The 12,682-nt window shown below is 66.4% G+C and carries 5 protein-coding genes; 3 read left to right on the top strand and 2 right to left on the bottom strand.

Annotated elements, in window-relative coordinates:
* Positions 1-7: 7 nt before the first annotated feature.
* Entirely contained in the window at positions 8-2,563 is a 2,556-nt protein-coding gene (locus BPHYT_RS07965; RefSeq protein WP_012432635.1) for an FUSC family protein, read from the bottom strand.
* A 227-nt stretch (positions 2,564-2,790) separates the two neighbouring features.
* On the opposite strand from BPHYT_RS07965, the gene recC reads away from it, so the two are divergent.
* The 3 genes from recC to BPHYT_RS07980 are packed head-to-tail and all read left to right on the top strand — an operon-like array spanning position 2,791 to position 11,944.
* On the top strand, positions 2,791-6,165 hold the full coding sequence (gene recC / locus BPHYT_RS07970) for an exodeoxyribonuclease V subunit gamma (protein ID WP_012432636.1): 3,375 nt from the start codon (positions 2,791-2,793) through the stop codon (positions 6,163-6,165).
* Positions 6,162-9,860 carry an exodeoxyribonuclease V subunit beta gene (recB, locus tag BPHYT_RS07975; protein WP_012432637.1) on the top strand — a complete coding sequence of 1,233 codons (3,699 nt, stop codon included), beginning with the start codon at positions 6,162-6,164 and terminating at the stop codon, positions 9,858-9,860. Before recC ends, recB begins: the two co-directional genes overlap by 4 nt.
* Complete coding sequence (locus BPHYT_RS07980) at positions 9,857-11,944, top strand: AAA family ATPase (protein ID WP_012432638.1); 2,088 nt, start codon at positions 9,857-9,859, stop codon at positions 11,942-11,944. Before recB ends, BPHYT_RS07980 begins: the two co-directional genes overlap by 4 nt.
* A 23-nt stretch (positions 11,945-11,967) precedes the next feature.
* Here the strand turns inward: BPHYT_RS07980 and BPHYT_RS07985 are convergent, their stop codons facing one another.
* Entirely contained in the window at positions 11,968-12,609 is a 642-nt protein-coding gene (locus tag BPHYT_RS07985; RefSeq protein WP_012432639.1) for a VC0807 family protein, read from the bottom strand.
* Between the last annotated feature and the right edge of the window lie 73 nt (positions 12,610-12,682).

Consider the following 12,682-nt stretch of genomic DNA (forward strand, 5'->3'; position numbering starts at 1 on the left):
GCGCCATTCACTCGTCCGGCAGACGAATCACGCTCGCATCCTTGCGAATCTGCGCCGCCGCCGACAGCATCTGCTTGCACTGATGCGCGAGCAATTTCATGTCATGCACGGCGTCCGCCGTATAGTCCGGCGACTTCTCCGTTTCCACCACCATCGCATCGAGTTCGCGGCCGAGCAGCTTGATCTGCTCGCTTTGATCGGCGGCCGGCGCGGTGCCGGTTTCAGCCTCGGTGAGATTGTCGCGCACGACGCTCAGCGCGCGTTGCAGCGGCTGTAGCGACACGCCGTCCACCTGCTGTTGCGCCGAAGTGCGCAAGAGCGGCGCGGCCGCCGTGATCTGCGAGGCGAGCACGTGGCTGCGCACCAGCAGCCCATTGAGCTCCGGCACGAACTTCTGCGCGGACTTCGGTTCGAGCATCATGCGCTGAAATGCCTGGCCCAAATTGGCGAACGCCACGTGAACGTTCTTGCGGGCGAGCCGGTAGCGGTAATCGCGATCGAGCGCGATCGCCGCCGCTGCGGCGGCCGCGGAGGCGCCGGAGACGGGCTTCGCGGTCGGATTGCTGACGGTGGTCGTGCCCGCGCTGGCGCCGGCGTCGGCAAACGGTTTTGTTGTTGCGTCGACGGACGCGCTAGCCGCGGCACTAACGGCACCGTTTGCGTCACCGTTCGCGCTGCCACCTGCGCCGGCACCGGCGTGACCGCTCGCAACGCTGTCGCTGCCACCGCGTGCCCCTCCACTAGCCGCCAACACCGGCTTGCCAAAGTCGATCGCGGGATCGGCCATCGCCGCAGCCGGCGCACGCGCCCCGGCTTCGGTCACGGTCGCCACCACCGCGGCGGCCGGCTTGCCGCTCCACCACCAGCTCGCTTCCAGATACTGGCGCGTCGCGTTGATCATGTTGTTGACGAGCTTGCCCATCAAACGATATTCCCAGTACGGGAACAGGTGGCTCGCCGCGATCGCGATCGCGCAGCCCACCACGGTATCGATCGCGCGCTCGCCGATGATGCGCATGCTGCCCGGCGCGAGCAGATGGAACATGAGCAGCACGTACGACGAGGTGAACACCACGCTCGCCGTGTAATTGAACAGCAGCAGGCTGTAGCTCATGACCATCGACGCGAACATTACCACCAGCAGGATATGCGGTTCCTTGACGAAGATCATCAGCGCGATACTCGCCGCGCAGCCGATCAGCGTGCCGACGATCCGTTGCCCGTTGCGCTGTTTGGTCAGCGAATAGCCGGGCTTCAGAATGATGACGGTGGTCATCACGATCCAGTAGGCGTTGGTGAGCGGCAGCAGGCGGCCGAGCCAGAAGCCCACGGCGACTGCGATCGTCACGCGCAACGCGTGACGGAAGCTCGGCGAGGCCATGGTCAGGTTCGAGAAGATCTGCCCGAACGGCACGCGCCGGCTCGATACGAAACGCGTGAGCGCCTGGTCGAGCCGCAGTTCGGTCTCGCTCGTGCTGGGCTCGCTCGAGAGACTCTTGCGCATCTTGTCGATCAGTCGCGTGGCGCTCCAGACGCGCCGGAAAGTCGACGAGATCGCCGAATAAGCTTCGTGGTTTTTTGCCGGCAGATCCTGCTTGCGCATCAGCTCGATTTCGAACTCGATGGCGCGCAATTCCGCCTTCACGTTCACGCGCCCACGCGGCGCATGGTTCTGCAGCACCGCGAGGCCGATCTCTTCGAGATCGGCAGCCGCTTTGCGAATCAGATCGCGGTAGAACACCAGCAGATCGGAGCCGCCGAACGTGGTGCGCACCAACGGGTAGTCGGTATGCGCACCCACAAACAGTTCGTGCAGGTCGACCGTGTTGATGAATAGATTGAACAGCATGGCGCGGCGCGGTTCGAGCTTGCCGCTCTTGAACCTGGGCAGATTGCGCAGCACGATGTCGCGCGCGGCGTCCTGGCGCTCCACCGCGGTGATCTGCTTGTCGACGAGGTTGCGATAACACTCGTCGAGATCGTTATCCAAATCGTAAAACTCGGCGCGCGCCAGCAGATAGTCGGCGCACGCGAACACGCTTTCGGCCAGAGCCTGCTGTTCGATGCGATGCATCATCCAGCGGCTCACGAAGGTCGACCAGTAGGTGTACCAGAGGCCGCCCACCAGAATCCACGACGCATTGACGAGCGCCTGCATGGGCGTGAAGTGCTCTTCCAGCGTCATGATCATCATGAATAGCGTGGCAAAGCTGATCTGCGGCCAGCGGTTGCCGTACACGACGATCAGGGACAGCAGGAAGGTGAGCGGCACGACCGTGCACCACAGCGCCACCGCATTCACCGTGGCGAGCCCGGTGGCGAGCGCGGACAGGAAACCGATCACCGTGCACGCCAGCATCTCGTTGTGCTTGTACTTGAGCGGACCCGGCATATCCACCACGCACGCGCCGAGCGCGCCGGTCGCGATCGTGAAGCCGAGCTCGCGGTTGTGAAACACGATCAGGCACAGTACGGCCGGTAACGACACGCCAACTGCGATGCGCAGGCCGCCATAAAAGTACTGGCTGTAGAGGAATTTTTTTATTTCAACCGAATAGCGCATCGACTGCCTGGATTCCGTTCACTGAGAAAACCGCGGTTGATGGGACAAACCCCGGGCAGCCCCCGGGGCAGCCCCGAACTGCCGTCGAGTCTAACTGATTTCATGGCTGATCTGACCTCGTCCGTTTGGCCAGGTTCTGCCCTGGGGATGCGTTTGTTATGCTGTCGCTTCAATGTCTGTCGCGGCTCGTGGCGCTCCGCCCGTGCCGCCCGCAAGCCTCAGGATCCATGCTCCAGCTCTTCTACTCGAATCGCTACGAAACCCTTGTCGGCGCGCTGCTCGACGACCTGGCGCAAGCGCCGTCCGATCCCTGGACCGCGCAGCCCGTGATCGTCCCGAGCGCGGCGGTGCGGCGCCGGCTCGAACTGGATATCGCCGCGCGCCAGGGCATCTGCGCGAATGTCAACTTTGGTTACCTCGCGCAATGGCTATGGGCGCAGATCGGCGGCGTGATCGAGGTGCCAAAGCATTCGCCGTTCGCACCGGACCGGCTCGTGTGGCGCTGCTACCGGCTGCTAAGCGACGCTGACGAGGCGCTGCCCTGGAATGCGTCGCCGCGTTTGCGCACGTATCTCGATGCGGCGGACGCGTCGATGCGCTACGAACTTGCGCGGCGCGTGGCCACCGTGCTCGACCACTATCTGACCTATCGCCCGGAGTGGCTGTTGCAATGGCAGAAGGGCGGCTCGATCTTCGCGAGCGGCGCGGCTGACGACACCGGCCCGCGCCTCGCCGGCGCGAGTGAAGCGGCGCGCGAGGATGAGCGCTGGCAAGCGGCGTTGTGGCGCGCGGTGCTCACGGAACTCTCGGGCGACGCGCAAACGCCCGCGGCCGCCTTGCCGCCCGCTTATCGTTTTCTCGACGAAATCGGCACGCTCGACCTCGAGGCGATTTCGAATGCGCAGTGGCCCGAAGCGGTCAGCGTGTTCGCGCTGCCGACCATGCCGCCGTTGCATGTGGCGTTGCTGCGCGCGCTTTCGCGTTGGGTCGACGTGCGGCTGTACGTGATGAATCCGTGCCGCGAGTTCTGGTTCGACGTCGTCAGCGCGGGGCGCGTCGAAGCGCTCGACGCCGCCGGCCAGCTCGACTATCAGGAAGTCGGCCATCCACTGCTCGCCGAGTGGGGCCGCCAGACCCAGGCGCAATTGCACATGCTGCACGAGTTGACCGAGAGCGCTGCTTCAGGCGAAGTCGGAGATTTCACGGAGAATCCGGAGCCGAGTTGGCTTGCCGCTGTGCAGAACGGCATCCTCAATTTGCAGGACGAGATTGAGGCCGACGAATTGCCGATCGAGAGCGGCATCGAAGTTCACGTCTGCCACAGCCTGTCGCGCCAACTCGAAGTGCTGCACGATCGTCTGCTCGGCTGGTTCGACGAGTTCGACGACCTGCAGCCGTCCGACGTGCTGGTTGCCGTGTCCGACCTCGCGGCGGCCGGTCCCTTGATCGACGCCGTGTTCGGCACCACGCCGCCCGGCGACACGCGCCGCATTCCGTATCGGATTACCGGCTTGCCGCCGTCGCAGGCCAATCCGGTTGCGCGTTTGCTGCTCGATTGGCTGGCCTTGCCCGAGCGCAGCGTGGGTGCGCCGGATCTGATCGAATGGCTGCGGGTCGATGCGATTGCCGTGCGTTACGGCATCGACGCCAGCTCGCTCGAAGCCGCGCAGGAATGGCTGGCCACGGCAGGCGCGCGTCGCGGGCTCGCGCCGGTCGAGCCGGCCGGCGAACACGTGCCGATCGCGCGTCACACGTTCGCGGATGCGCTCACGCGTCTTTATCTCGGCTACGCAATGCCGGACGGCGGCGAACCGGTCGATGCGTGGTTGCCGGTCGAAGGCGCCGACGGTTCGGATGCGGAACTGCTCGGCCGCCTGTCGCGTTTCGTCGACGACATCGACAGCTTCGCGGCGAATTGCGCGATCGAGCGCACGCCCTCCGAATGGACGCAACTGCTGCTCGAAACGCTTGCGCAGTGCTTCGACGGCGGCGTCGAGTTCGCCGATTCGCTCGCCGCCGTGCGCGATGCGATCGACAAAATGGGCGACGCGATGCAAGCCGGCGCGCAAGAAGTTGCGATGCCCGCCGCAGTGGTGCGCGGCGCGCTAACCGAAGCGCTTGACGACCCCGCGCGCGGCGGCGTGCCTTGGGGCAGCGTGACGTTTTCCTCGTTGACGAGTTTGCGCGGCTTGCCGTATCGCGTCGTCTGCCTGCTCGGCATGGACGACGGCGTGTTGCCGAGTCTCGCGCGCGCCGACGAGTTCGACCTGATGGCCGCGTTCGGCAAAGCCGGCGACCGTCAGCGGCGCGACGACGAGCGCAATCTGTTCCTCGATCTTCTGCTCGCCGCGCGCGATCGTCTCTTCATCGCTTATACGGGCCGCAGCATTCGCGACAACGCGCCGCTGCCGCCGGCCGCGCTGGTCGACGAATTGCTCGACTATCTCGCGCAGGCGTCGGCGGGCGAGGGCGCGAGTCCGGCGGAAGTCGAGCGCGCGCGGCATGCGTTCATTGTCGATCATCCATTGCAGGCGTTCGCGTCGGACTATTTCTCGTCGCAATCTGGGCTGTTCAGCTACGACGCGGACCGCGCCGAGCTGGCCACGTTGCTGGCCTCGCCCACGCACGCCGCTGCGGCGCCGTTCTTCGATCAACCGTTGCCTCCGGAGGAACCTGCGCCGATTGCCTTCGACGAATTCGTGCGGTTCTGGCGTCATCCGGCACGGGCGTTATTGCGCGACCGTCTGGGCATCGTGTTGTCGGACGCACAAGGCGAACTACTCGACACCGAGCCGTTCGATCTGGACTACGCGGGGCGGGATGCATTGGCGGACCGTCTATTGCCCGTGCTGCTCGACGTCGATACGGATGACGACGTCGTGTTCGAACGCGTGCGCCGCGTGGCGGCGGCGAGCCCGGAATTGCCGGGCGGCGCGACCGGCGCGGTGTGGCGCGCGCGTGAGCTAGGCGCGTTGCGTCAGCTCGCCGACAGCGTGCGCCGCGAGGTGGCTTCGGGTGTCGAGCGTTTGCCGTTCGTGCTCGACATCGCGCCGCGCTGGCCTGAGAGCGAGGAGCTTGCCGGCGCGCTGTTCGGCCCGCATGACGCGCTGCTCCGGCAAGCCGCCGAAACGCCGCTGCAATTGCACGGCAGTCTGAACCTGCTCACCGAAACAGGACAAGTGATTTTCCGCTACGCCAAACCTACCGCACGCGACTACCTGTCGGCATGGCTCGCACATCTGGTCTATTGCGCCGCGCGGCCGGACGGTCCACGCCGCACCGTATGGCATGGCAGCGGCGAGAGCTTCGAACTCGCGCCGGTCGCCGCGCCGCTCGACGAACTGGCGCCGCTCGCCGCGCTGTTTAGGGCAGGGCGCATGCTGCCGCTGCGCTTCTTTCCGAAGAGCGCGTGGACCAAAGTCAGCGAGAGCGATTCCGCGGCGCAGGGCGTCTGGATCAACGACCGAGTGCGTGGCGAATCCGACGACCCTGCTCTGCGCATCGCCTTGCGCGGCACCCCGCTCACGATCGACGAGCCGTTCGGCAGTCTCGCCGCGATCGTGTTCAAGCCGCTCCTGCAACATCTGCGGAGCGCATCATGAGCGGCGCCATGAAGCATCACGCGCTGGTCGCCGAGGAGCTCGACGTCTTCGCCTGTTCGCTCGACGGCGTGAATCAGATCGAGGCGTCGGCGGGCACCGGCAAGACCTGGAATATCTGCGCGCTGTACGTACGGCTGCTGCTGGAAAAGAACCTGAACGCCGATCAGATTCTCGTCGTGACCTTCACGAAGGCGGCGACCGCGGAGTTGCACGAGCGCATTCGCGGCCGTCTCGCGGAATTGGATCGCGCTATCGATATGGATGACGACGGCGGCGATCCGTTCATCCGCCGGCTCTTTGAAACGACGCTGGCGCCGGAGCGGGGCATCGCGCGCGAAGACGCGTTGAAAGTGGTGCGGCGCGCGCTGCGCACTTTCGACCAGGCGGCGATCCACACCATCCACGCGTTCTGTCAGCGCGCGTTGCAGGAAGCGCCGTTCGCCGCGGCCATGCCGTTCGCCTTCGAAATGGAAGCCGACGACGCGGCCTTGCGCTTCGAAATGGCGGCCGACTTCTGGCGTGAGCAGGTGGAACCGGTGGCGCATGCGCATCCGGCGTTCGCCGCGTGGCTGGTGGCCAAACGCGCCGGTCCCGCGTCACTCGACGAGCAACTCGCGCGTCGGTTGAAAAAGCCGCTGGCGCAGTTGCGCTGGGGCAAGCTGGACGCAAACGGCACGGGCGCCGATCCGCAAGCCGGCTTCGACGCCGCGTGCGAGGTATGGCATGCGGAGCGCGATGCGATCGTCCGTTTGTTGGCCGAGGCGCAAGACCGTCTCAGCAAGACGTCGCACAAGCCCGACCATGTGAGCGCCGCGATCGCCGCATGGACCGAGTACTTCGCGCAGGGCGATTGTCATGCGCCGCCGCCGAAGGCCGCGTTGAAGCTCACGGCTTCGGCGTTGAAGAAGGCCACCAAGGTCAAGTTCGAGCCGCCCGAACATGCATTCTTCGAGCATGCCGAAGCGCTGGCGGCAGCCGTGGTCGCAGCCGAAGCCGCGCAACGCGCGCGCTGGCTCTCGCTTGTGCAGACCTGGCTCGACTACGCGCCCGCCGAACTGGTAGCGCGCAAACGCACGCGCCGCGTGGTGTCGTTCGACGATCTGCTGTCCAACCTGTATCGTGCGCTCGCGGCGCATCCCTGGCTTGCCGATGCGTTGCGCACGCGTTATCCCGCCGCGCTGATCGACGAGTTCCAGGACACCGATCCGCTGCAGTTCGCGATCTTCAGCCGCATCTTCGCGCCGGCCGGCCCGCTGTTTCTGGTCGGCGATCCGAAGCAGGCGATCTACAGTTTTCGCGCGGCGGATCTGCATACCTATCTGGCGGCGCGTGAGGCGGCTTCCGCGTGCTACACGCTGGCCGTCAATCAGCGCTCGACCGCGCCCATCGTCGAGGCGTGCAACCGGCTTTTCGAAGCCAACCAACAAGCGTTCGTGCTGGAAGGTCTCGACTATCAGCCGGTGCGCGCGGGCGAACGGCGCAGGCCGCCGTTTTCCGACCCGGACGCGAGCGCTGGCGACTTCCGTATCTGGACCTTGCCTCAAGGCGAGGCCGCGTTGACCAAGCGCGAGGCCCAGCGTGAAGCGAGCGAAGCGTGTGCCGCCGAAATCGTGCGTCTGCTGCGCGGCGCGCGCGAAGGCACGGTGACGATCGGCGATGAGCCGCTCGCGCCGGGCAACATCGCGGTGCTGGTGCAAACGCATAAGCAGGGCAGTCTGATCAAACGCGTGCTGGCCGCCTGGGGTGTCGGCAGCGTGGAGTTGGCGCAGGCGTCCGTGTTCGCTACGCTCGACGCCGAGCAGATCGAGCGCGTGCTGGCCGCCGTCGATACACCCGGCGACCTGCGCCGTCTGCGCGCGGCGCTCGCCACCGATTGGCTGGGCCTCGACGCCGCCGCGTTGTGGCGTCTCGAGCAGGTCGCCGACGCGCCATCGGTTGCCGACGATCCCGCGCACGCCGCCGACGCGATGGGCTGGGTCGAACGTTTTTCGCGCTATCGCACGTTGTGGCATGAGCGCGGCTTCGCGGTGATGTGGCGCACGCTGATGCGTGAACTGCGCGTCGCGCAACGCCTGGTTGCGGCAGCGGATGGCGAACGTCGTCTGACGAACGTGAATCACCTGGCCGAACTCGTGCAGGCGCGCGCCGCCACGCAGCCGGGCATCGCGCCGACCTTGCGCTGGCTCGCCGCGCAACGCACGCAGGGCGGTGGCGAAGACGCGCAGTTGCGGCTCGAGTCGGACCGCAACCTCGTGCAGATCGTCACGGTCCACAAATCGAAAGGGCTCGAATATGCGGTGGTGTTCTGTCCGTTCCTGAACGACGGCGGGTTGCGCGAGCCGCCGTCGTCCGGTCTGCCGGATGCGCGCGAGTATCACGACGAAACCGGCGACGCGGTGCTGCACTACGGTTGCGACGACGAAGAAGCCGAGCACGCATCGCGCTACGCAGTGCGCGAACAGGCGGCGGAACGGGCGCGGCTCGTCTACGTGGCGTTGACGCGCGCGGTGTACCGCTGCTATCTGGTGGCTGGTACGTATCAGTCCTCGCGCTCCACGAAAGAGTCGCGCCGCAGCGTGTTGAACTGGCTGGTGGCCGGCGAGGGTCACGACTTCGGCGACTGGCTTGCCGAGCCGCCCGACGAAGCCGCCTTGTCGGCGCGTTGGCAGGCACTGGCGGGCGGGCCGGTCACCCTCGCCGCGCTGCCGAAGCCGGCGCGCCGCGTGCCGCTCGAAAGCCTTCTGGACCGCAGTGCGCGGATGCAGGCGCGGGCCAATCGCAGGCCGTTGCGCGACCAGTGGCGCATGGCGAGTTTCAGCGGGCTGATCGCCGCCGGCAGTAAGAGCGAGGAGACGCACGCGCCGGTGGAAGAAGTGCGTCCCGATCACGACGAGATAGCCGATGCGCTCGCTGTCACGTCCACGCTCGCGCCCGCGCCGCAGGCGCCGGTCTACGCCGAGGACGACATTCTCGCGTTTCCGCGCGGCGCCGCTGCGGGCGACTGTCTGCACCGCATGTTCGAACTCGCTGATTTTTCGGAGCCGCATACATGGACCGACGCCATTCGCGGCGCGTTGCGCGAGCGTCCGGCGCCGGCTGTGTCTGAACTCGCCGCACACCTGCCGGCGATGATGCACAACCTGCTCAGAGACGTGGTCACCGCCGAACTGCAGCCCGGCATGACGCTCGCCCGGCTGAATCCGCGCCGGCGCCTGAACGAACTCGAGTTTCTGTTCGCCGCACCGTCGCTGGATTTCCCTGCGTTGCGCGAACTGTTGATCGAGCATGGCTATCCCGACGTCGCACTGGAACCCGGCGTGCTGCGTGGGTTCGTCAAAGGATTTATCGACATGATCGTCGAGTACGACGGACGTTTCTGGATCGTCGACTGGAAGTCGAACCATCTGGGCGACACCGCTGCCGACTACGCCGCCGCGCCTCTCGAAGCGGCCATGGCGAGTCACGCGTATCACCTGCAGGCGCTGCTTTATACGGTCGCGCTGCATCGCTATCTGAGAACGCGGGTGCGCGATTATTCGTACGACACGCATATCGGCGGTTATCTGTATCTGTTCGTGCGCGGCGTGCGTCCGCATTGGCGCGACGCCGACGGACCGGCGGGCGTGCACATGCGGCGGCCCGCATTCGAACTGGTTGCGTTGCTCGATGCGGCCATGATCGGGGGTGTTGCATGAGCACGTTCGAACAGAGCGCATCGGCGCCGCCTGAGCTCGACGACATCGGCGTGAGCCTGCCCGCGCCAGCGGATTTCAGTATCGCGCTCGCCGAAGGTTTCGCACGGCGCATCGGTGCGCTGGCGCGGCGCGGCGGCGCGTCGGCCGAGGCGGTCAAGTGGGCGGCGCGCAGCGCGTTCGCCGCGAGCCGCGCGACGGCCGAAGGCCACGTGTGCGTGCCGCTCGCCATACTGGCGCGACGCTTCGAGGCGTCGAGCGCCGAAGTGCGCACCGCGCTGTTCGCGAGCGGCATGGCGAGCGATGGTTCGCAAAGCTCGGCGGCGTTGCGGCCGCTGGTGGTCGATGGGCAAGGGCGGCTGTATCTGGCTCGCTATTACGACTACGAGCGGCGGCTTGCGCGCGCGTTGGTGGCGCATGCGCGCGCGGATGAGGGTGTCGAGCGATTGGCCAATGCCCAGACCCTCCACGAGCGTCTCCTGCGCTACTTCGGTCCGCCGAAGGACAACGAAGTCGACTGGCAACGCGTCGCGGCGGTCATGGCGCTGTCCGGGCAACTCACCATCGTCAGCGGTGGACCGGGCACCGGCAAGACCACCACCGTGGTCGGCGTGCTTGCCTGCCTGCTCGATGCACGCACGGATCTGCGCATCGCACTCGCGGCTCCCACCGGCAAAGCCGCGCAGCGCATGCAGGAGGCCCTGCTCGCGCGCGCTGGCGATTTGCCGCCTGAACTCGCCGCGCGTTTGCCGCAGACGTCGTACACCTTGCATCGTTTGCTCGGCTCCGGGCCGGGAGGGCGCTTCCGGCATCATCGGGACAATCCGCTGCCTTACGACGTCGTCGTGATCGACGAGGCGTCGATGATCGACGTCGCCATGGCCGCGCATCTGCTCGACGCCATCGCGCCGCAGACTCGTCTCGTGATGCTCGGCGACAAGGACCAGCTCGCCGCCGTCGAGGCCGGCGCGGTGTTCGCCGAACTCAGCGCGCGCCCCACTTTTACGCAAGGTGGTTTGCAGCGGATCGCCGACGCGCTCGGCATCGACGAAAAGCAGCTCACGCAGGCGTTGCCGGGCGCGTCGCGGGGCTTGGGCGAGGAGCCTACGGATTTCTCCGCGCAGTCATACGTGCCTAACGACGATCTGTTTGCATACGCGGACTCACCTGGTGGGTTCGACGAACCACCCGGCGGTGACCTTTTCGAAAGCGCCGCGCCGCCACCTTCGCACATAGCCACGGCGTCGCCCATGCAGAACCCGCTCGCCGATTGCGTCGTCTGGCTCGAGCGCAACTATCGGTTCGGTCTGGAGTCGCCCATCGGCCGCCTATCGCTCGCGATTCGCAACGGGTCGGCTAGCGCCGCGCTCGATGTCTTGCGTACCGATCCCACTGAAACATGCGCGGCGGCGCTTTACGAAGACACGCACGCAACGCTTACCGAGCGCACCGTCGCACGACTCGCCGCAGGTTTCGCGCCGTATGCCGACGCGCTTGCCACAGCGCTAGCCGCCGAAGCACCCGACCCGTTGCCGCTTTTCGACGCGTTGAACCGTTTTCGCATTTTGTGCGCGACCCGTTCCGGACCGCGCGGCGTCGATCAGGTGAATGCGGCGATGGCGGCGCAGGTGCGGCGCGCGGCGGGTGTGACGCTGGCAGTGGGCGCGCAGTGGTTCGCCGGGCGTCCTGTGATGGTGACGCGCAACGACTACGCGCTCGGTCTCTTTAACGGCGACATCGGTATTGCGCTGCCGGGCGCGAACGGCGCGTTGCGCGTGTATTTCCGGACCGGCGATGGCGGCTTGCGAGCGGTATCGCCGGCGGCGCTGCCGCCCCACGACACTGCGTTCGCGCTCACGGTTCACAAATCGCAGGGTTCGGAATTCGAGCACGCGGTGCTGATGCTGCCGTCGGTATTCAGCCGGGTGTTGTCCCGCGAACTGGTGTACACGGCGATCACCCGCGCGCGCGAACGGGTCGAAGTGATCGGCGCGCGCGCCGTGCTGGCGCAGGCCATTGCGACGCCTACACAGCGCGACTCCGGGTTAGCCGCGCGGATAGCGGAGGTGTGGCGCGGCGTTGAATAGTGCCCATTTCACAGCAAACCCGCTCAACCAGCTGCGCCGCCCGACTGCACGCCAACGTCGACGCGGCCACGCATGGTCTTCCGATACCAGAACGTCCACAACGTGAGCCCGCCGTAAATGCCGTAGCCGATAAACGGCGAAACGACCAGGAAGCGCTCGATCGGCCACGTGAGCGCCATCCACGCACGCAGCGCCGTCTCGCCGGTCAGGCCGACGCCCCACACCAGCGTCATCAACCGCATCGCGCTGACGAGAGCCGGCCGCTCCTGCCACAGAGCCTCGAAGCGCGCCGCGCCGCCTTCCATTTCGCGCGCGACCGTGGCGCGCGCGAGGTAGAAGATCAGCGGGCGGCGCATCGGCAGCGAGAGCAGGAACACCACGCCGATCGCACCGGATATCAGCGACTCGCGCAGCAGCAGCATGCGCGGACTGCCGCCGAGCGCCATCGCCGCGACTGAGAGCACGATGCCGGCTACGACTATCACGCTGAGCGCGTCGATGCGGCGGAAACGCGCGAGTTCGATCAGACTCCAGACGATCGGCGGCACGGCGGACGCGATCAACGCGCCGGTCTCGCCCAGACGCGGCAGCGCAAGCCGGTAGGCGAGCCACGGCAACAGAAAGTTGACAGCCAGTTCCAGCGCAAACCCTGGACGGAGCTTCATGTGAATTTACGCTGTAAGCGAAAAACGCAGTATCGATGAACCAGCCGCGTCGATGCAAATACTTTTTCGCATC

The organism is Paraburkholderia phytofirmans PsJN, from assembly GCF_000020125.1.
GTDB classification, from domain to species: domain Bacteria; phylum Pseudomonadota; class Gammaproteobacteria; order Burkholderiales; family Burkholderiaceae; genus Paraburkholderia; species Paraburkholderia phytofirmans.

Coding starts and splice junctions, on each gene's coding strand:
- BPHYT_RS07965 (WP_012432635.1), bottom strand. CDS start 2,563: ATGCGCTATTCGGTTGAAATAAAAAAATTCCTCTACAGCCAGTACTTT.
- recC (WP_012432636.1), top strand. CDS start 2,791: ATGCTCCAGCTCTTCTACTCGAATCGCTACGAAACCCTTGTCGGCGCG.
- recB (WP_012432637.1), top strand. CDS start 6,162: ATGAGCGGCGCCATGAAGCATCACGCGCTGGTCGCCGAGGAGCTCGAC.
- BPHYT_RS07980 (WP_012432638.1), top strand. CDS start 9,857: ATGAGCACGTTCGAACAGAGCGCATCGGCGCCGCCTGAGCTCGACGAC.
- BPHYT_RS07985 (WP_012432639.1), bottom strand. CDS start 12,609: ATGAAGCTCCGTCCAGGGTTTGCGCTGGAACTGGCTGTCAACTTTCTG.